Source organism: Prosthecobacter sp. (assembly GCF_044226605.1).
Classification (GTDB): domain Bacteria; phylum Verrucomicrobiota; class Verrucomicrobiia; order Verrucomicrobiales; family Verrucomicrobiaceae; genus Prosthecobacter.
The window spans coordinates 20,886-39,691 of the sequence record NZ_JBGAGS010000010.1 but is presented as its reverse complement, the minus strand read 5'-3'; the positions used below and the strand labels follow the sequence as shown (position 1 = coordinate 39,691).

Here is an 18,806-nt window from a genome sequence, read left to right as displayed (position 1 = left end):
AATAAATGCACGCCTCAACGTCCCTGCTGCTGGATCAGGGCCGCCCGGGCCTGCTCGGCCTCCAGGGCGGTCTGGCGCAGGAGTTCGCGGTAGTTGTCCAGCCAGTTGACGGTGCCCGCGGGGTTCATGGCCTTCGCCTGACCGGCCCAGAGGTAGGCAAATTCCGCTTCCCGATACTTCCTCATGCGGTGGTAGTGCATGCCCAGCGCCATGCGCGGCTCCTCGTAGAGGGGGGCCAAGGCCAGCGCCTGCTGGATCGCCTGGAAAGCCGCGTCGTATTTTCCGGAGGCATCCAGGGTGTCCGCCAGGGCAAGCTGATAGAGGTAATTGTAGGGGTTCAGCGTGGTCGCCCGGGTGAGCTCCTTCATGGACGAGTCCACCGTTCGGAGATAGGCCTCCTTGGTCATTCCCGAGTTGATCGAATTCATCAGGGCCAATCCATTTTGATAGGCCAGCACAGCATTGCGCGGGTCCATGGCAGCAGCCCGGGCAAAATGGTCCAGGGCCTCGGCCGTCCGTCCGCGGCTGTTCTGCACGCGCGCGTAGGCCCCATGGCCGTCCGCAGTGCCATAGACCGCCGCGGCACCTACCAGCGTGGCGGAGGCCACCAGCATGGCGATCTTCATGAGGAAGCGCAGCCCCCAGATACGGCGGGGCTTGTACACCTCGCTCTCGATACCCGGATTGGCCAGCAGCCCGAGCAGCACCGCTCCCAAAAGGGCGGTGATCGGGATATGGCCGTGAAATTCAAACACCGCATGCACCAGAGTGGCCAGCAGCGCGGCCATGCTTCCAAGCGTGAGCGCCAGCGCATTGCTGCCCAGCATCCCGGTGGCCGGATACTTCTCCGCCGTGAACCAGCGCAGGAAGCGCAGCCCGTTCAGCAGGTGCACCAGGATCACCAGCGCCACCAGCGCCAGCCCTGCCCAGCCGTAGTCCGCCAGGGTCTGCAGGTATTCGTTGTGGGCGAAGAGCGAATCTCCCGTCTGCGCGGAAGAAGCCGGATCGCGATGCGTGATGCCGCCTTCGTAAAACATGCGCGATCCCACGCCGATCCACGGCGAATCCGCATGCTGCGCCAGCGCGGCGCGCCAGATGTGCACGCGCATGTCCTCGCCCAGCGGTGTGGCCAGCTGTCGCGTGAGCATCGAGTCTTCGTTCACCTTGTAAAGTGCGGCGCCAGCCGCGCCGCCGACCAGCAGCAGGGCGATGAGCAGCCACTTAAAGAGCGGCCGCTTCGTGCGCCACACGATCCACAGCGTCAGCAGCACCATCGCCATGCCGCCGGCAGCCAGGCCCAGCATGGCCGCCCGGCTCATCGTCAGCACCACGCCTGCCAGCATGCTGAGAATGCCGAAGCCCAGCAGCAGCCGTGAGGCGATGTGGATGCGCGCAAAGAGCATGACCCCCGCCGAGAGAAAGGCCGCAAGGGAAAGAAAAGCCGCGAGGTGGTTGGGATTGTTGAAGAAACCGCCGATGCGCCCCGCCGGGAAAGAGCGCGAAAATTCCGGCACCAGGTGGAAGTCCCAGCGCCCTTTGAATTGCACCCACCCGGCGGTCAGATCTCCCGCCACCAGCACCAGAACCACGCAGACGATTCCCAGCCGCCATTTCGACTGGCTCAATGCGGTGACGGTCAGTAAATAAGCGACAAAGCAGGCGAGCAATACCGCCCCGTCCTCCCGCGCATACACCTCCACTGGAGAAGTAAAGGCGCGCCATCCCACATAACCCGTCAGCGCGAGCATCGTCAGCAGGCACCAGTCGCTCGGCTGAAAGCTCACCCGCAGCTTCCACCGCAGCACTGCCACCATCCCCGCCAGCCCGATGAGCATGCACCCCGGCCAGAAGAACAGCAGCCGCGTCTCCGTGCCGAGCAATCCGGTCACGAACAGGCCGAGGAGAAAGAGAATGAGAGCGAGTTTCTGCATGCCAAAAGGACCGCCCCAGGACGGAACAAGCTGAAAATGAACACCGATTCTCCGGAGTTGGACACTGAAAAAGTGCGCCGACTTGTCAGACGTTTGTCACAGCGACAGCGCATCGGCCGCAGATGGGACTTGCGTGGCTTCCCGGGCAAGGTTCCCGTCTCCCATGACCCGGGCTGCCAGCATGCTTATTGAATCGACAGACGTTCTCCAGGACGCCGAAACCGTTTTTGAGCGTGTGTTTCGCACCGACTTTATCCAGTCGGGTTTTGCCGTGCTCGTTTTGCCTGCCGGCACGGAGTCTCACGATTTGCGGCGCAGCATGCGGCTCCTAAAAGAGCGCCTTTCAGTGCTGCATGCGGAGCGGTGGAGCGAGCCGCTGGAGTATCTTTCGCTTGGCCGCTTCGATCAGCAGACCACGACCCGTCTGCATTTGGACGGTGCCCCAGACCGTTCTTTTTTAATGTTGGGCTATGAACCCACGTCGGTGCGCAGTGACTTTCACATCGCAGACTTTTCCCGTTGCGCGCATGATCTGGGGATTACCCCGGCGGATTTTTTGCAGAAGCACAATCCCATGTTCAGTGCCGGGGCGGAGATGCTGAAGGACTATCTCACCACCGTTTCAGACTGGCAGGAAAGCAGGTCGCGCATTGTCGTCATCAACAACTGCATGGCAGAACCCGGCGCGGCCGGTGGTACCCACGGCGTGCTGCATGGTGCCACGATCCTCTCGCCTGACTCTGGGGCTTCCAGAGTCATCAACTCCACCATGATGGCCCCTGCGCGCTTCGCCACCTGCGATCCCGCCATGCAGGTTCAGCAGTTTGTCTCTACCCATGAGATTTCCGGGCAGATCCTCAGCTAGACCATTCTCACAGCGGCAGCGGCTGGTCCTCGCCGATGACCTTCACTTCCATTTCCAAGGTCACGCCGCGCTCATGCATGGCAGTTTCCTTGATCTGGCTCACGAGGTCGAGCACTTCGCGGGCTGTGGCACCGCCTTGGTTTACGATGAAGTTGGCGTGCACATCGCTGACGATGGCCTTGCCGATGCTGCGGCCTTTGAGGGCCAGGTCGTCGATCAGCTTTCCAGCGCCACAGATTTCAGGATTCTTAAACGTGCAGCCGGCGCTGGCACCCACGGGCTGGGACGTGCGGCGCTTTTGATGTGAGGCCGCGAGCTTGGCATCAATCTCCGCCTGCGGCGCAGGGCTGCCTTTCAGCGTGGCTGAAACGACGTAGCGCTCCTCAAACTCCGGCACATTGCGGTAGTGGTGCGTGATCTCAGCGAGCGGCTTTTCCTTGATGCTGCCGTCGGTGTCGATGAAGCGTACGCTGACGATGCGGTCAAAAGTCTCGCTGCCCATCGCACCCGCATTCATGCGGATGGCGCCACCGAGATTTCCGGGAATGCCCTCCATCCATTCAAAGCCGCCGATGCCCGCATTGCGTGCCGCGCTGGCAATCTTCTTGAGCCGTGCTCCGGCTCCGGCGGTGATGACGTCGCCATCCACCGTCACGTTTTCAAAGTCGCCCTTGGTGTGGATGACCGCGCCGCGAATGCCGCCGTCTTTGACCAGCAGATTGGAGCCGCGACCGATGACTCGGATCGGGATGGAGGCCGAGCGCAAATAGCGCACCACTTCCGCAAACGCTGCCTCATTGCGAGGCTCGATCCAATACTGCGCGGGACCGCCAATGAGCCAGGTCGTGTGGCGGTTCATCGGCTCATACAGCCTTGCCACGCCACCGCCGTTCGCGTCCAGAATGGCGCAGAGTTTTTCCAGCACCGGCAGGTCGCGCGCGATGCAGCGGCCGACTTCATGCACATTGCCCGCGCCGAGCGTGATGAGCAGGTCGCCGGGGCGCAGCGCATTGCCCACCTTGTCTCGCGCGATGGGCATCGTCGGCGTGCTGCCGGTTTTGGTGTGGTCGTTTTGCAGACGCACTTCTTCGAGGATGGTTTCGCCGCTCACGCCGGGCAGCGGCTTCTCGCTCGCCGGATAAACGTCGGTAATAAACAGTTCGTCCACATCGCCAAAACTGGCGCCGAATTCCTTCTTCAAAAGCTGCGTGCGGCTGTAGCGATGCGGTTGGAAGAGGCAGACGATGCGCTTGGCATTCAGGCCCTTCGCAGTCGCCAGCGTCGCGGCGATTTCGCTCGGGTGGTGGCCGTAATCATCTACCACCGTAAAGCGCTCGCCACTGTGGCGAATTTCAAAGCGGCGCTTTGCTCCGCGGAACGTGCGCAGCGCATGCTGGATGGCCTCAAACGTGACGCCGCAGCGGGTCGCCAGCGCGATGGCCGCGAGCGCATTGGAAACATTGTGCTTCCCGGGAATGCCGAGCGTGGCTGTGCCAAGAAGCTGGTCCTTTTGATACACCTCGAACTCGGAGTGATCCGGCTTCATCGAGAGGATGTTCGCCGAGAAATCGTGCGCGCGGCTCCAGCCGTAGCTCACGCCCTGAGGCCCGGCGCAGACTTCGCTGGCCACGGGATCTTCCGCGCAATACACCCAGTGCGTGCGCGTCTGGCTGAGCACCTGGCGGAACACCGCCTTGATGGCCTCGATGCCATCGTAGAAATCGAGATGCTCAGGCTCAATGTTCAGCACGATGGCGTGTTCGGGCGTGAAGTTCACCAGCGTGCCGTCGCTTTCATCGCCCTCGGCTACAAAGAGTTCGCCCTCGGCATCCCAGTGCGCATTGGACCCGAGAATCGGGATTTCCGCGCCGACATAGTGGCTCGGTTTGAGCCCACCCTGGCGCAGCACATGCGCGGTGAGCGCGGAGGTGGTGGTCTTGCCATGCGTGCCGCAAACGACGACACCCTGCTTGTTCGCCATCACCGCGGCCAGCGCCTCCGCGCGGCGGATCAGCGGGATGCCCTGCTTGTAAGCCGCCTCATAGGCCACGTTGCCAGGCTTGATGGCGCTGGAGTAGATGACCATGTCACAGTCCTCCACCTCCTTGTCCGTGTGGCCGTGGAAAAACTGCAGCCCGAGCTTTTGCAGGCGCTCCGTCTCCAGCGTGGTCGCCTTGTCCGAGCCGCTGACCTTGTGACCCAATCCCAGCAGCAGCAGCGCCAGCCCGCTCATCCCCGAGCCAGCAACCCCAATGAGGTCGATGCGCATGGGGTGACGGCTTTCTTTGAGGAGGCTGAGTACGGCGTGGGTCATGATGGATGGGTGGGAAGATTCAGAGAATTTCGCCTCTCTCCAGAAGGAAATGCCTGAGTTCAAGTCGTTCGACATCATTCATCTGAAGCAACCAGACAGTCGTGCGCCCGACATCCGTGCAACCGATGATCAAGGCTCCATCCCGACGGAAATGCGCAGTCCACACGTCCTGTCGTGGATGGAAGAGTCGGGTGATGATGCCTGTATCCGGGTCCAGTCCCGTCAGATTGGGGCCCTTGTGGCTGTTACAAAGCAGGCATGCCATGGCCAGATTGTCCAAGTCGTCCCCGCCTTGATGCTGTTTGGCAGTAACGTGCTCAAGCTGAAGCGGAATGAACGGTTCATGTTCCTGCTTGAGCAGGCAGTATTCGCAGCGCCCCTGAGAACGCTCCCAGACCTTTTGGCGCAAGTCTTTGTTCATGCGCTCTGCCGTAGTTCGCGCAGGTAAACGCGCGCTTTGGCCTGGAGCACGGAAACAAAGCTGACCGCGCGGGCGATTTCCTGATACTGCCGTTGTTCCTCGGCATTCAGCAGCCCCTCGCGTGACCTGCCGGCCATTTCTTCGATCGCTGCAGTCGTTTTTTCGTCTGCCCGCAAAGCGACGAGCGCTTCCGCCGACTGCTTATTGAAGCAGGCGCTGACATTGCTGAACAGGCTGTCCACAAGGCCAAGATTAGATTGCATCGCTTAATTCTACCCCTCGCCGCTACTGCTGCAACTGGGTCTTTTGGCGGGCCAGAAGACTATCCCGCCACCCCCACCCATCACTGACAATCACCCCGTCATTTTCCAATCGCCCACCTCACACGCCTCGCTCTCATGGCAGCGGGATTAAAAACATTCCCAATCATGAAACCAGAAATCCAAATCATTCCGAAACTGTGGGCCACCATTCCTGAGGCGATTCGCAACCGGGTGGGGCGGGAGGCAGGGACGCAGCGCGCCATCTTTGAGGAAGGGCATCTGCTCATCATCCTCCACCAGCTTCCTGGGCCGCACGATGTGGAGCGCAGGCCGGCGCTGTTCTGGCGGCAGCCGGACGGGTCTTGGAAATCAAGCCCGGAAAACGGCGGCAGCCTCGCGCTGCAAAATCACCTGGCGGCTTACGCGGCGCGGCTGGATGATCTGGACAAGCAGGAGCACTCGGCCCAAACAGCCGCCGAGTACCACCAGGTGCTGGAGGCCATTGCCCCGGTGCTGCGCAGCACCCGCAGCATCCACCGCGCCATGCAGCAGGCGCGCGAATTTGTGAAAGCAGACCGCGATGTGATCAATCTGCGCGACCAGGCCGCAGCGGTGGAGCGCACCGCCGAGCTGCTGCTGCAAGACGCGCAGTTTGGCCTGAACTTCACCGTTGCCAAGCAGGCCGAGGCCCAGGCGAAAAGCGCGCAGATCATGGCCAACACCTCCCACCGTCTGAACGTGATGGCCGCGCTGTTCCTGCCGCTCACCGCGCTCACCGGCTTGTTCAGCATGTATGTGAAGGCGGACGTGGCCGACACACCGGCGAACTTCTGGCTCATCGCCGCGGCTGGCGTGGCCATCGGTCTTGTGATGAGCGCGTTGGTGGCCAGGCGCTAAGGACTCGCGCCATGGGCCGCAGCGTTGCGTCCGGGGCGGGCGTGTTGCCATACGTGCCCGAGGGGTGCAGCGGTAGATAGACCATGCCCTCGGATCAGGTCCAGCCATGTTTGGGGCCGGCACCGGGTCACTATTGTCCGGCGACATCCTGCACGAAGCCAGCGCGCAGCACCACTACTGAGGAGTAGCGGAAAAAGTTCAAATCATCGCACAGCAGCGTGGCCGGCTCTTCAGGGAGTGCCAGCCGCCACAGCTCCTAGGCGAGCGGCTCCCATTTGAGAGAGCCTTCCTGCAAAGCCCGATGTGTCCCTGTGATGACGGTCTGCCGCGGGCCGTCCACCGTCTTCGGAAGGCGGTTCAGACTGCCGGCTACAAAGGCCCGATGACCTCCTCCAGCCTGATATCTTTCCCAGGCCCGGTCCCATGAGGTGTTGTGTGAATGGTAATTGTAATAAGCGATGTTCTTGTCACATAGCAGCCGATCTCCGCGCAGGACGACGAGGCTGTCAAACCCGTAACACTGGCATTGCGCCCAGACATCCGTCGGCACCACCAGGTTCCGCCATTCGGGAACGTCATGCCGGGTGATGGACATGTCTCGTTCTGGAGGCAGCACCTCGGTCAGGATGCCTTTCCAGTTGAAGGCATAATCTGCTCCCAGCGCCTCCAGCACATCCTGCTGTTTCAGGTACAGGGCATATGCCCATGTAATGGCCGTCGCCCGATCCGTCTCGTGAAACAGACAAAAGTCCTCCAATAAGCTGCACACAGGAGGGTGTTCTCCGGACCGCATGAATGAGTCGCGCACAATGTTGTATGCTTCCAGTGTGAAGGAGCCGTAGGCCAGAAAATCCGGCATGTCCTTGTGAATCTCCTGCATGCGGAAACACTCCTTCACCTCGGGCTTCAATGACGCGTTCAAGAATTCAAACACCACATTCAACGAGGCAGTGGGGGAATTGTTCATCACAGAAGTCATATAAGAAGCCAGCTTTTCGAACCGCAAGAAGTTCGAAGCGGCGAATGATGCCCGGAACTGTGAAAACTACGAACGGCAGGGGCATTACTCCCCGCTCTTTTTCCGCGCTTCCAGGTAATGCGTCATCGCATTCAAGTTTTTGACAAATTCCCCCGCGTCGATCTGGTCGTCCTTGATCCAGCGGCCTTCGCTATCGAGAGATTCAGCGGCTTTTTTGGCCTTGGAGGCGGCGCCTTTCGCACGGCTGGCCCATTCCTTCGGGGTCTGCGGTCCCGCAAAGTTTTGCTGCAGTTCTTCGCGGCCTTTGGCCAGCTGCTTTTTGAAACTCTCCAGCTTGCTCTGCTGGCTGGTCTTGAAGGAATAATGCGTGGGCATGTTGCTGTCGTCGTAGGTCAGGACGTAGGTATCCTTGACGAAGAACAGGGGCTTGTTGGTCTGCAGTTCGTAGAAGCGCGCGTGCGTGCCGTCGGCCAGCTTGGAGCGCTCAAACCACGAGAGTGCGGGCTGGATGGGGCGCAGGTATTTGTCATCTCCCGTGACCACCCAGAGCTGATGCAGCACCTCCATGGCGCCAAGGCTTTCGTAACCCGTGACCGATGGCGGCTCAAACTTGCGCGCCCAGACCGGGTGCATGTCGCGATCGTACTGCTGCGCCCAAACTGGCTGCGGTTCAGGCATCTGCGCCAGCAGGAAGAACTCCCCGAGCTTTTTCAGAGCCGCGAGATAGCGCTCATCTTTCTCAAGATCGTAGGCACGGAACAGAACCCGGGCGATCTGCTGCAGATTGTCGTCATTGAGCGTGTAGAAGCCGGTGTACTTCACAGCCGGAAACGTGCGGCTCCAGGTCTCGGGATAGCTGGCTTTGACCACCGGCGCGCTGGCATCCGCAGGGCCGCTGAACTGCTGCGGCCATGCGCCATTTGGAGCCTGGGCAGCGAGCAGGGAGTCGAAGGCAAACTTCGTGCAGCGCTTTAGTTCCGCATCGTCCTTGCAGGCAGGTTCATGCACCATCTCCAGCAGGAAAAGCAGCGCGGACTCAGTCTTGTTGTCGTCGAGCGTGGAGGAGTTGCGGCGTTTGCCAGGCTCTTTGTCCCCGGCATCGAGATCGCTGCGCAGATGGTAGCGCTTCATCTTTTCCGGATCGAAATCGAAGTCGCTGTCCCAGCCGCCGGTGGCCAGCTGGCATTTGATCAGGGACTTCGCCGCATCCTTGGCAGCTGTGAGAAAGACTTCATCTCCGGTGGCCTGATAGGCCCTCAGCATGGCCAGCCCCATCGTGGTGGTGCCGTGCGGCTGGATGGACGTGAGCGTGGCGGACTTGCCATGCTCGACCTCGCCGATCTTGCCCTCCTTGTCCCAGCTGCTCGCATAACCTCCCTCGCGTGCGAGATGGGTGTGCGCGTAGGTGACAGCTTTTTTCATGGCCGCCGTGATGGCAGCGGGGTCAGGCAGTTCTGCGAGAGCGAACGACGAGGACAGGGCGAGAAGGAGCAGAGGGCGCATGGCTGGGAATGCGGAAACGTCCGGATCAGGTCCACTCCTTCAGTCTTTCCGGAAACGGGCAGTCCGCACAGGCGGAGTCATCTTCCAGGCAGAAGTCTTCATAAATCTGCAGCAGTCCCTGGTGATGATGCAGTTTTTTGCTGAAATCCTTCGACTTGGGGTCGTCGCCAAACAGGCGTTGCACCGCCAGGCGCACCTTTTGGTTGTCGAGCAGCGCGGGGAGTTCGAGATACTCCGCCCACAGGCGCGTCCGTTCCGGCACCAGCAGCGGGTAGGCCACATTCGCCAGCATCTCCTGCACCCGTGTTTCTCCGATCAAGGCGACCGGTTTCTCCGCGGAATCTGCCAGCAGGGTGTAATGCGTCGCCCAAAAATCATGCGTGAGCGCCAGCAGGGATTCACGCCAAGCGGCCTGGCTCCAGCGTGTGGCATCTGCCAGCGGCGTGACGATGGCGGACCACGACTCCAGCATGGCGGCCAGCGCTCCCAGACGGCGCTGCGGGTGGTTTCCGGGGCGGATGGCATTGAGCTTCCAGCGCAGCGCCTGGCGGTCGTCCAGCCAGCGCTCCACGCCACTGCGCAGCCGCCACCATTCGCTCCACAGCTGGCGCAGGTAGGAGCGTGTGGCGGGTTCGGTGTCGTCACTCCGTATGCCTTCGAGAAATCCGGAGATGCCAAAGAGCCAGGCCTCGCGCTTCGCGGCATCCATCTGCGTGATCTTTTTCAGCGGCATCCGTTGGGCGAGAATCGCAAAAGGCTGCTGATTTTTTCGATAGCCCAGCGTCTGCGCCAGCGCCTGGTAGATCGCCTGCTCGCGTCCCTGCGCGGCCACGCTGCGGTGCAGCCGCTTCGATTTCAGCTCAAGCCGATGCTGCGCGGCGGATTCAATGATGGACTGCACCCGCGCGGCGTCCATCTCGCGCAGAGGCGTCGAGCAGCGCCCCAGCCGTGCCGGGGCGAGGTTCTGCTTCGGTTTGGTGCCCTCCGGCAGCATGCCGGCGTGCAGCAGCACCTGCGGCACCGCATGGTGCGCACTCGTGCGCGTGAAGAAGCGTTCCTCCGGCGCGTGCAGAAAAAGGTGCAGCACCACACGGTTGAAGTTTTCATTCGCCCCGTGTGCGTGCCGTTCCCAGTCGCGGGCGTCGGGATCCAGCTCGATGTCCCCGCGCAGCGTCTGGCCATCGATCACGACGGCGCAGTGGTTGAAGTCCGGGCCCGCGCCCGAATTCCACACGCCGAAATCAGCGATCTTTACGGCTTTGCCATCCGTGGTGGTGAATTCACTGCCAAAGGCCCCGGCAAACCACAGGCTTTGCAGTTCCATCTCCGTCATCGGCTCGGCAAATCCCGGCAGCACCTCGGCCACACCGGCAAACACGGCATCGCGAAAACGTGCATACTGGTCGGCTAGCGGGAGCGGCGTCATGGCAGGCCCGCACCAAGGCGGGGCTGGCGCGGAATGCCACCGGATTTATAAATCTGCAACATGTCCGGGATGAAAGTGACACGCTTTTCCCTTTGCCCGCAAACCGCCGCTTCAGATGCACAAGATTGCAACAGGAGCGAATCTGGCTAATCTCACCGAGAAGTTTAGGAAATCCGCCCTGCGGTCACTCCAGGGAAGGCTGTTTTCTGAATGAGATGCACCTCCCAACCCAAGATCATCACCGCCATGAAAACGAAGCTCATGCTCGCCTCTCTGCTGGCCTTTGCCGCCATCGCCCAAGCCGGTCCGCCCATCTCCCCGGCTAAGATCAAAAAGCCTCTGCGCATCAGCCAGATCAAGAGCATCTTCCCTCAGGCCCCTCCCAGCGCTCCCGCTGCTCCGGCAGGCACCGCCGCAGGTGGATCCGCCACCACGGCTGGCTCAGCTGGCACAGCCGCTTCCAGCGCAGCGGCTCCCGTCGCCGAACCCAAGATCAGCAAGCGCGCCAAAGCCAGACCCTTTCTCAATCATCCAGTGACTGCTCCGGGGCCGCACTGAGAGCTGCCGCAAGCCGGCTGAGATTTCCATTCATCCCTTGAAGCCGCCGCTGTCATAGCGGCGGCTTTTTTGGGCACGCGAAAAGTCAGTCATGGCCGAGCACGAAAAGGATCCTCAGAAGCACTTTCCGAAGGACCTGCTGAAATTTTGTCTGCTTTGGGAGCCAGCATCACGCGATGTCTAAAAATGGTCAGGCGCAGACCGGACTGCCGGGCAAGCTCCTCAAGCGCATCGCGGTAGGAAATGTTTTCCGCACTCATGGAAACGGTTGCGGCGCTGGCCTTTTCATCGGTGCGAAGGACGGAATTTACTCCTCCTGCCCTCTCTCCTGAGGCCAGCTGCATATCCCGACTCTTCACGTGCAGGTACTCCATGGCCTCTTCCACTGTGGCGCCTCGGAGGCTGACCTTGGGAAAGACAATGCGGTTCAAGGTCTCTTCGAGGAAGCTGATTCGGAAATCAAGAATCCCGATCTTCCACGGAATGCTCCCATATTTCTTGGCCTTATACCCCTCATCATCCACGCCCTGAAAAACGAAGCGCAAGTTCGCAGGATCGATCTCCAGCATTTCGTCATTGCTGCTGCGGATCAGTTCGCCGTGGCTGATGCTCGTCGTCCACGGTTCCTTCTGCGTGACGTTGGCGGATGATGCAAAGGGGTGCTCTCGGGTCGCAGCCAGCGGCTTCCAGGGGCCTTCGAGTTTGTCGGCCAGCCAGGCCTTGTAGTAACGCTGCCCGGGTGCCATGGCCTCGATGAGGGTCAAGTATTGCTCGCGGCCTTTGAGCTTGTAAGTATGCGAGGCTTCAAAGAGCTCATCCTTCGTGTCTTTGAGCAGAAGTTCGGGCTTGGACCAGCCGAGCGGGAAGCTGGTTTTCGTGGTCTCACGCCGCCAGAAATGGCCGTCATCACTGGTGTAAAAGAGGTGCGCTTTGGTGGCGTCGCAGATCACCCAGAAGTCAATCCACCGCATCTTGTCGCCACCCTCGGGCAGCGTCTCGATCATGGGCTGCGGCTTGCTCCATGACTTCGGATCGCTGAGCGTGGTCGTGGTGGAGAAAAACGGCCCCATCTTTGGCGCACGGCGTTCATCGGCCAGCTGGTAGATGAGATACCACTTCCGGTGAGGCGTGAAGAAGAACACCTGCGGTGCGCAGTGGTACTGGTCGTGGAAGTCGAGCGTGTGGCGCGTCGCTTTGTCGGCATCCTTCCAATCCGTGAAACTGAGGTATTGCATGTCCACCTTGCCGGAGGCACGGCGATGCGTGGCAAACAAATGCCACTTTCCCTCATGAAACACCAGGGTCGGGTCTTTCAGCGCCACATCCGGGTCCGCGGTATCCGTCGCGGGCCCAATAAGCGGTGGCGAGCTCTCCCACTGAAATTCACCCGTGCTCAGCCACGCCGGCTCAGCCCCATGCAGTGTGGCGATGAGACACAGGGAAGGCAGGAGATGCAGTTTCATGACATGACAGTGGCCGGGAAGATCACTTCCCCGCAGCCGGGCTGAGGAGGTAGGCGTGGCCGTCTGTGGTGAGCTTGTACCGGCTCAACGCAGCGACATATCCCAGGGCCTCATGCAGAGGGATCTCTCGGAGATCGAGGCTGATGGGGGCCGGCGTTCCGCCGGGTTTGATCAGGATGTTGATGCCCTTCTTGGTGCTGTCGAGATCACGTGACTTCACCCGCAAAAACTCAACGGCCTCCTCAAGCGTGGCCTCTTGGAACATGACGTTTGGGAAGATGATGGCTCGCGCATTGCCGAGCACCGGAGGTGCAAACTGGGGCTCCGGCTTGGCTGCGATGACGACAGCATGAGCATCTACGCGATATTTGAGCCCGGCGAACTCCGTGCAGTAGCGCAAAGCCACGCCCAGAGGTATGTCCCGAAGGTCCAGGGTCAGAGGCGTTTTTGCCGAGTCATCCTTGTCCAGGATGAATGATACACCTTTGACCACTAGCGGCTCGGTCTTGTCGAGATCACGACTTTTCACACGCAGGTATTCCACCGCTTCCTCGATCGTTGCATCGCGGAACTGCACCGTGGGCAGAATGATCTTGTCGAGCTTTTGTTGCACCGTGGGTTCAGCCGGTTGCAGGGCTGACAGAGGAAAGGCACATGCGAGTGTGCATGCAGCAGCGAGAAACGTGCGGCGTGTTTTCATAGAAGCCTCTGAAATATCAAATGCGGCCGCAAAAAGGAAGCCTCTTTTCAGGGCATGAGTTCACGCAGCGAGACTTCCGCCAGCGATCCCACACGCATCCATGCACCGGTAAAGTCCAGGTGCTGCGTCATGGGCCCTGGTGCAACGATGCAGCGGATTCCGGCGGCCACCGCGGCGCGCAGCCCATTGAGCGAATCTTCAAAGATGACGGCCTCTTCAGGTGCGACGCCAAGATTTTCCGCGGCATGCAAAAACAGGCTGGGGTCAGGCTTCACCTTTCCCGTGTCATCCACGGTGGAGATGTGGTGAAAATGATGGCGCAGGCCGAGCTGTTCCATCCAGGAGTCGATCCACACGCGCGGGCTGCTGCTGGCAATGGCGATGCGCAGTCCGAGCGCAGCCGCTTCCTGCAGACGGTCCGCTACACCGGGCAGCAGGGTCAGATGCTTGCGCAACTCGCCCTCGCGGGCCTTGCGCTCCAGTTCCATCGCCGCCCAGTCAAAGTCGCGTCCCGTAAGCTGCTCAAGGTCGCGCTTGGGGTCATAGACGCCCGTGATAAAGTCAGTACCAACCGCCTGCGCGTAGCGCTCCACGGGCAGGTCATGGCCGTGCGTGTTGAAGATTTCTCTCCAGGTGTGGTAACCAGTGCTTTCAGTATCAACGATGAGGCCGTCGAAGTCGAAGATGACGGCGCGAATGGGTGGGGGCATGCGCATGGATGGCCGAAAGTGTCGCAAGATGCAAAAGATTCGAAAACCGTGAAAACTGACAGCGCACTTTTTGTGCAAATTCGGTTCGTCTGCTCTCAAGGACATGGCAGCGTGCGGGCACGATGCTCAGCCTGAAACGCCCCGCCCCCGAACACCTGCACCGACTGCTGGAATCATGGAAAAATGAGCCGTTGAGTTACACGCCGCCGTTTGAAGGCGGCTTCATTGCCGATGAGCATGAAGTGAGGCTGGGCAGTGGAGAGGAAGTTTATCGTGCCGCGTGCGAGGCCTTGGACGCATGGGTCATGTTTCCCACCTGGGCGGAAGTGGACCGCTTGGAAGCCAAGGGTCAGCAGGTGGGTCAGATCGTCGCCATGGTCACGCGCATTTGCGGCCTGTGGTGGGCAAACCCCTGCCGCATCCTGCGCCGCTGCGACTCCGCGAATTCGCACGGCTTTGTGTACGGCACTCTGCCAGAACACGCTGAGTGCGGCGAGGAGCAGTTCGTCATCGAGCGCAGGCCGGATGGCAGCGTCTGGTATGCCATCCGCGCGTTTTCACATCCGCATCATTGGATGGCCTGGCTCGGCTTTCCGCTGGCCCGCTGGTGGCAATGCCGGTTTGTGCGGGATTCGCAGCGGAGGATGAAGGCGCTATGAACCGGTATGCCTATGCGTTTCAATCCTGGATCAAACCGCTGGTCTGGGCTGCGGCGGTGTTGGCGCTGGCGTTTGACGATTTTGTCTTTGTGGAGGCACTGCTGCTTTTCTCGGCGCTGATGCTGATGCCCCTTTGGCATGGAACGAAAACCTGGCGGCACAGGCTGGAATACGTGGCTGCAGTGGTGATGGCAGGGTCGTTCTTGCTCAAGCCCGGCGTTGGGTCGGCCCTGTGTGCGCTGCCGTGGCTGGCGATGCGCGTCTATGCGCTGAAAGAGGTGTCGGCAAAGTGGCGCAGCCAAGGAGTTCCTTCAGCAAGCGTTGCTTGCGAGCAGATGGCCGCAGTCTTCCCCGCTATCGGTGCGGCATGGCTGGTGGCCAATCGCGCCAACTGGACACCCTGGGGCTTCGATCCGCTGATCGTGCTGCTAACTGCTGCGCATTTCCATCATGCAGGATTCACGCTGCCTCTGATGCCAGGGCTGAATGCCAAAGCGAAGCCGGGATGCTGGACGCGCTTTTCATGTGTGGCGATATTGCTCGGTGTTCCTCTGGTCGCCACGGGCATCACCTGCACCCACTTCGGGGTGTGGAAATTCGTGGAGCCATTTGTCGTGGTCGTGTTGGTGCTTGGAGCGCTGGGCGTGGCCCTTTCGCAAATGCGACGGGGATTGGAAAGACAGCATTCGACGATGCCACGCTTCGGCTTCATCGTTTCAGGCGCATCTCTCCTGGCCGCCATGCTACTCGCGCTTGGCTTTGGCCTGCGCTATGTGCTGCCAGACTTCGCCCTGACGATGCCGCAAATGTGGAAGATCCACGGGACGCTGAATGCGTTTGGTTTTGGCCTGTGCGGGATTCTGGCCTGGCGAAGTTCCATCAACCGGCTTGCCTCGCCCCCTTCAGCAAATCAAACAGCGTGATCATTCCCAGCAGCTTCTTCTCCGCGTCCACCACCACCGCTTTGCTTACGCCGCTCCGCATCAGCGTGCCCACCAGCACCGGCACGGGGGTGTCGGCAGTGATGCAAAAGGGCTTGGTCAGCGGCAGGGTCTGCAGTTTGTCCGCGCAGGTGAGGCCGTGGTTTTTCAGCCACTCATAGGCCACGGAGCGGCGCAGCAGGCCGATGACGCAGCCGTTCGCGGTGACGGGATAGGTGCTGTGCGGGTGCGCCTGGAATTCGGCCACGGCATCCTGCACGGTGACGCTGGAATCGAGGGAGGCGATGTTCTTCGTCATCACATCGGCGGCGCAGCACTGGCGGGTGGCTTCGGGGATCATGTTCACCGTCTGCTGAATTTCCTCCGGCAGATGATATTGCTGCGCGGTGCCACGAAAGAGCGCATCAAGTGACCCGATGCTCCTGGCGAGGGTCTTGAAAGTCTCGCCATCGATGGCCACGAGTTCGCTGGATTCGGTGGCCTGGGCATCAAAACGCCAGATGCCGTCGCTGAGCAGTGCGCGCTCTCCGAAGTGCTCGCCGGGGCCGGCGGCTTTGACGATCTGGCCCTGCGCATCGGTGATGTTGACGTTGCCTTTTTTGACGGCGTAGAGGGATTGCGCCGGCTCACCGGCATGGAAAAGAGAATCGCCCGGCTCCAGGTGCATTTCGCCGAGCGGTGAGGAAAAGCTGGGCGTCAGGAGATTGATGTCGCGCGGGAAGAACATCTCGAAGGTCCACTCCGCCATCACGCGCAGCTTCCGGTCAAAGCCGGGGAGCTTCATGAGGTAGATGCTGCGCCACATGAACCAGGCGATGATGCCGGAGAAGCGCATGCCAAACACCTGCGCCACCGCCTTGCGATGGCCGATGGTGGCGAGTTCGCCGAGACCAGTGAAGCGGAAGGACTTGAAGGCGCGTCCGGTGAAACTAGCGGCGATGTTTTTGGCCACCAGCGCCCCCTGCCGCATGGCAAACTGCGCGGTCTCCGGGCAGTTGCCGCCGTCGGCTTTGGGAAAGACGGCGCAATCACCGGCAGACCACACATTTTTCAGGCCTTTCACTTGGCCGGTAGCTTCCACCACGACCTTGCCTTTCTCCACCGGAAGGGCACCCGTGGCACCCAAGGCGGTAATCTGCGGATGCGGTGCATTGCCCACGGTGCAGACCACCAGCGTGGCGGAAAGGCTGGTGCCATCTCCCAACTGCACGGTGCGCGCGGTGACGGCGCGCACACGGCTCTTGAAGAGGATCTTCACGCCCATCTCGGCAAGGCATTTCCCCGTGTAGGTGCCGAGGCTGTCGCTCAGCATGCCGAGCAGTCGCTCGCCGCTGTGGATGAGCGTGACGCTAGGTTCATCCGGCTTGATGTTTTCATAAAAACGAAGCGCACCGACGATCAAATCCTGGATCTGCCCGGCGGTTTCCACGCCAGAGTACCCACCGCCGACGATGACGAAGGAGAGCAGCTCCTTGCGCAGCTTGGCGCTGGTGATCAGGTTGGCCTCCTCCATGCGGCTGATGATGGCGGCGCGCAGCTTCATGGCATCGCCCACGGTGCGCATGAGGTAGGCGTGCTCCGCCATGCCGGGAATGCGGCTGAGGTCCACGCCTGCGCCGGGGGCCAGCATGATGTGCTCAAAGCCCACCGTGACCTGCGGCGTGAACATGCCACCATTCAGCGTGATGATGCGGTTTTCCAGATCGATGTGCGTGACCTCGCCCTTCAGCACCTCGGCCTCCTGGCAGATCATGCGGATGGGATTGACCACATGCTGCGGCGAGAGGGAACCTCCGGCGACTTCAGGCAGCATCGGCTGGAAAACCATGTGGTTTTCACTGGCGATGATGGCCACCGTCATGCCTGAGATCTCGCGGGTGATGCTCACCAATTCGCGTGCGCAATAGACTCCTGCAAACCCTCCGCCGATGATGGCTACCTTGAAAATGCGGTCGGGTTGCTTGATCTTGAGCATAGTCCGCATTTCAGACGCAGGCAGCGAGCCAGCTTGAGGGAAAAATGCGACGTCTCAGGTCCGCTCGCGGCGCAAAACGCGCTTCATCACCACCAGCGCATCTCCGGGCATGAGCATGGCGCTGGGGCTGGGGTTCATGTCGGTGGCCCCTTCCTTGCGCAGGATGGCCACGATCAGCATGCGGCCGCTGAGGCCGTTCTCGATTTCGTTGACGCGTTTGTGCACCCAGGGCGAGTCCGCGCGGACCTCGATTTCCTCCATGTCGAGCCCGAGTTCCGTGAGGTGGTGGTCCAGATCGACACCGGCCTTCGTCTTGCCGCCGATCAGGTCCCGCGTGTTCGGGTGGAGGATGAGGTGGGCGATGCGGTCTGCGCCGATGTGCGCGGGCAGCACGACACGATTTGCACCTGCCTGCAATAGTTTGCGCTCCGTGGAAGGCACCTCGCCGCGCGCGATGATCTGGATCTTGGGGTTCATGTTGCGCGCGCTGAGCGTGATGAAGACATTCGCTGCGTCGTTGGGCAGCACGGTGGCCAGAACCCGCGCACGGCTGATGCCTGCGGTCTTGAGCACGGATTCGTCGGTGGCTTCTCCTTGCAGCGTGAGGAAGCCCGCATCCCGCACTTCCGCCACGCGGTCAGTCGCCTGATCGACAATGACAAAGGGAATGCCGCCCGCCTGGAGCTGGGTGGCGATCATGCGCCCGATGCGGCCATAGCCGCAGATGATGGCGTGGTTGGTTAGTTTTTCGATTTCGTGTTCCATGCGTTTTCCTCCCAAAGCCCGTTGAATCTGCGCCTCCGTCAGCCACTGCACCAAAGTACCGGTGACGAAAATGATGCCGGTGCAGCCAAAGAGAATCAAAGCCACAGTCCACGCCCGCAGCCACGGATCGGTGATCGGCACCACCTCGCCATAGCCGACGCTGAAAGCCGTGATGACGACCATATAAAAGGCATCGCTCCACGACCAGCCCGCCATCCGGTAACCCACGGTGAAGACCGCCATGACCACGCCGACGAAGGCAAAGGCGTACAGAACATTGGTCTGCGGGCGGCTCTTGGAAATGGGCATGGGGTTGGGGTAAAGGAAAAACGTAGCGAAAGCCGTGCCAGAACCGGGGCGGACGCTAAAGATCGCTGCGACCGTCTGAAATGCCGCGTGCGTTCGGGGCGTTTGCTTGCCACGTTCCAACCCCAAT

General features: G+C 60.9%; 17 protein-coding genes. 5 read left to right on the top strand and 12 right to left on the bottom strand.

The genetic code is table 11. The features are described from left to right. Window positions 1-14 precede the first annotated feature (14 nt). Window positions 15-1,931: an O-antigen ligase family protein gene (locus tag ACILSO_RS15065; RefSeq protein ID WP_395738255.1), complete on the bottom strand. Its 1,917-nt coding sequence runs from the start codon at window positions 1,929-1,931 to the stop codon at window positions 15-17. Window positions 1,932-2,094: 163 nt separating this feature from the next. Between ACILSO_RS15065 and ACILSO_RS15060 the strand changes: the two genes are divergently transcribed. Beyond that, on the top strand, window positions 2,095-2,796 hold the full coding sequence (locus tag ACILSO_RS15060) for a hypothetical protein (protein WP_395738254.1): 702 nt from the start codon (window positions 2,095-2,097) through the stop codon (window positions 2,794-2,796). Between the two features lie 7 nt (window positions 2,797-2,803). On the opposite strand, the gene murC is transcribed toward ACILSO_RS15060, so the two are convergent. From murC to ACILSO_RS15045, 3 genes are read right to left on the bottom strand one after another with little or no spacing between them, the layout of a single operon-like run. Beyond that, the gene (gene murC / locus ACILSO_RS15055) at window positions 2,804-5,110 is read right to left on the bottom strand and encodes a UDP-N-acetylmuramate--L-alanine ligase (RefSeq protein WP_395738253.1); all 2,307 of its coding nucleotides are present in this window, start codon (window positions 5,108-5,110) and stop codon (window positions 2,804-2,806) included. 19 nt (window positions 5,111-5,129) lie between these two features. After that, on the bottom strand, window positions 5,130-5,531 hold the full coding sequence (locus ACILSO_RS15050; RefSeq protein WP_395738252.1) for an HNH endonuclease: 402 nt from the start codon (window positions 5,529-5,531) through the stop codon (window positions 5,130-5,132). Next, the gene (locus ACILSO_RS15045; RefSeq protein WP_395738251.1) at window positions 5,528-5,773 is read right to left on the bottom strand and encodes a hypothetical protein; all 246 of its coding nucleotides are present in this window, start codon (window positions 5,771-5,773) and stop codon (window positions 5,528-5,530) included. Before ACILSO_RS15045 ends, ACILSO_RS15050 begins: the two co-directional genes overlap by 4 nt. A gap of 186 nt (window positions 5,774-5,959) precedes the next feature. Between ACILSO_RS15045 and ACILSO_RS15040 the strand changes: the two genes are divergently transcribed. Beyond that, window positions 5,960-6,691, top strand: a complete 732-nt coding sequence (locus ACILSO_RS15040) for a CorA family divalent cation transporter (RefSeq protein WP_395738250.1) — start codon at window positions 5,960-5,962, stop codon at window positions 6,689-6,691. A 256-nt stretch (window positions 6,692-6,947) separates the two neighbouring features. On the opposite strand, the gene ACILSO_RS15035 is transcribed toward ACILSO_RS15040, so the two are convergent. The 3 genes from ACILSO_RS15035 to ACILSO_RS15025 all read right to left on the bottom strand — a co-directional run bounded on the left by ACILSO_RS15035 (window position 6,948) and on the right by ACILSO_RS15025 (window position 10,599). Then, a complete protein-coding gene (locus ACILSO_RS15035; RefSeq protein WP_395738249.1) occupies window positions 6,948-7,658 on the bottom strand; it encodes a hypothetical protein in 711 nt (236 codons plus the stop codon). Window positions 7,659-7,754: 96 nt separating this feature from the next. After that, window positions 7,755-9,173, bottom strand: a complete 1,419-nt coding sequence (locus ACILSO_RS15030; RefSeq protein ID WP_395738248.1) for a pectate lyase — start codon at window positions 9,171-9,173, stop codon at window positions 7,755-7,757. 25 nt (window positions 9,174-9,198) lie between these two features. After that, window positions 9,199-10,599, bottom strand: coding sequence for a DUF2851 family protein (locus ACILSO_RS15025; protein WP_395738247.1), 1,401 nt, complete (start codon window positions 10,597-10,599; stop codon window positions 9,199-9,201). 246 nt (window positions 10,600-10,845) lie between these two features. Here ACILSO_RS15025 and ACILSO_RS15020 point away from each other — a divergent pair, with 246 nt between their 5' ends. Further along, a complete protein-coding gene (locus ACILSO_RS15020; protein WP_395738246.1) occupies window positions 10,846-11,157 on the top strand; it encodes a hypothetical protein in 312 nt (103 codons plus the stop codon). A gap of 89 nt (window positions 11,158-11,246) precedes the next feature. On the opposite strand, the gene ACILSO_RS15015 is transcribed toward ACILSO_RS15020, so the two are convergent. Genes ACILSO_RS15015 through ACILSO_RS15005 form a run of 3 tightly spaced genes read right to left on the bottom strand, consistent with a single transcriptional unit; the run spans window position 11,247 to window position 14,030 of the window. Then, window positions 11,247-12,620: a non-reducing end alpha-L-arabinofuranosidase family hydrolase gene (locus ACILSO_RS15015; RefSeq protein WP_395738245.1), complete on the bottom strand. Its 1,374-nt coding sequence runs from the start codon at window positions 12,618-12,620 to the stop codon at window positions 11,247-11,249. A gap of 22 nt (window positions 12,621-12,642) precedes the next feature. Beyond that, window positions 12,643-13,320 carry a hypothetical protein gene (locus ACILSO_RS15010; protein ID WP_395738244.1) on the bottom strand — a complete coding sequence of 226 codons (678 nt, stop codon included), beginning with the start codon at window positions 13,318-13,320 and terminating at the stop codon, window positions 12,643-12,645. Window positions 13,321-13,367: 47 nt separating this feature from the next. Continuing rightward, entirely contained in the window at window positions 13,368-14,030 is a 663-nt protein-coding gene (locus ACILSO_RS15005) for an HAD family hydrolase (RefSeq protein WP_395738243.1), read from the bottom strand. A gap of 122 nt (window positions 14,031-14,152) precedes the next feature. On the opposite strand from ACILSO_RS15005, the gene ACILSO_RS15000 reads away from it, so the two are divergent. Together ACILSO_RS15000 and ACILSO_RS14995 are read left to right on the top strand one after the other, a co-directional pair. Further along, window positions 14,153-14,689: a DUF1990 family protein gene (locus ACILSO_RS15000; RefSeq protein WP_395738242.1), complete on the top strand. Its 537-nt coding sequence runs from the start codon at window positions 14,153-14,155 to the stop codon at window positions 14,687-14,689. Next, a complete protein-coding gene (locus ACILSO_RS14995) occupies window positions 14,686-15,612 on the top strand; it encodes a YndJ family transporter (protein WP_395738241.1) in 927 nt (308 codons plus the stop codon). Before ACILSO_RS15000 ends, ACILSO_RS14995 begins: the two co-directional genes overlap by 4 nt. Here the strand turns inward: ACILSO_RS14995 and ACILSO_RS14990 are convergent. Both ACILSO_RS14990 and ACILSO_RS14985 read right to left on the bottom strand, forming a co-directional pair. Then, a complete protein-coding gene (locus tag ACILSO_RS14990; RefSeq protein WP_395738240.1) occupies window positions 15,569-17,605 on the bottom strand; it encodes an FAD-dependent oxidoreductase in 2,037 nt (678 codons plus the stop codon). The genes ACILSO_RS14995 and ACILSO_RS14990 overlap by 44 nt on opposite strands. Window positions 17,606-17,659: 54 nt before the next feature. Then, window positions 17,660-18,679, bottom strand: coding sequence for a potassium channel family protein (locus ACILSO_RS14985; protein ID WP_395738239.1), 1,020 nt, complete (start codon window positions 18,677-18,679; stop codon window positions 17,660-17,662). Between the last annotated feature and the right edge of the window lie 127 nt (window positions 18,680-18,806).

Excerpts from the sequence above, each read along its gene's own strand:
- ACILSO_RS15065 (WP_395738255.1), bottom strand. The coding sequence starts at position 1,931 with ATGCAGAAACTCGCTCTCATTCTCTTTCTCCTCGGCCTGTTCGTGACC.
- ACILSO_RS15060 (WP_395738254.1), top strand. The coding sequence starts at position 2,095 with ATGACCCGGGCTGCCAGCATGCTTATTGAATCGACAGACGTTCTCCAG.
- murC (WP_395738253.1), bottom strand. The coding sequence starts at position 5,110 with ATGACCCACGCCGTACTCAGCCTCCTCAAAGAAAGCCGTCACCCCATG.
- ACILSO_RS15050 (WP_395738252.1), bottom strand. The coding sequence starts at position 5,531 with ATGAACAAAGACTTGCGCCAAAAGGTCTGGGAGCGTTCTCAGGGGCGC.
- ACILSO_RS15040 (WP_395738250.1), top strand. The coding sequence starts at position 5,960 with ATGAAACCAGAAATCCAAATCATTCCGAAACTGTGGGCCACCATTCCT.
- ACILSO_RS15035 (WP_395738249.1), bottom strand. The coding sequence starts at position 7,658 with ATGAACAATTCCCCCACTGCCTCGTTGAATGTGGTGTTTGAATTCTTG.
- ACILSO_RS15030 (WP_395738248.1), bottom strand. The coding sequence starts at position 9,173 with ATGCGCCCTCTGCTCCTTCTCGCCCTGTCCTCGTCGTTCGCTCTCGCA.
- ACILSO_RS15025 (WP_395738247.1), bottom strand. The coding sequence starts at position 10,599 with ATGACGCCGCTCCCGCTAGCCGACCAGTATGCACGTTTTCGCGATGCC.
- ACILSO_RS15020 (WP_395738246.1), top strand. The coding sequence starts at position 10,846 with ATGAAAACGAAGCTCATGCTCGCCTCTCTGCTGGCCTTTGCCGCCATC.
- ACILSO_RS15015 (WP_395738245.1), bottom strand. The coding sequence starts at position 12,620 with ATGAAACTGCATCTCCTGCCTTCCCTGTGTCTCATCGCCACACTGCAT.
- ACILSO_RS15010 (WP_395738244.1), bottom strand. The coding sequence starts at position 13,320 with ATGAAAACACGCCGCACGTTTCTCGCTGCTGCATGCACACTCGCATGT.
- ACILSO_RS15005 (WP_395738243.1), bottom strand. The coding sequence starts at position 14,030 with ATGCCCCCACCCATTCGCGCCGTCATCTTCGACTTCGACGGCCTCATC.
- ACILSO_RS15000 (WP_395738242.1), top strand. The coding sequence starts at position 14,153 with ATGCTCAGCCTGAAACGCCCCGCCCCCGAACACCTGCACCGACTGCTG.
- ACILSO_RS14995 (WP_395738241.1), top strand. The coding sequence starts at position 14,686 with ATGAACCGGTATGCCTATGCGTTTCAATCCTGGATCAAACCGCTGGTC.
- ACILSO_RS14990 (WP_395738240.1), bottom strand. The coding sequence starts at position 17,605 with ATGCTCAAGATCAAGCAACCCGACCGCATTTTCAAGGTAGCCATCATC.
- ACILSO_RS14985 (WP_395738239.1), bottom strand. The coding sequence starts at position 18,679 with ATGCCCATTTCCAAGAGCCGCCCGCAGACCAATGTTCTGTACGCCTTT.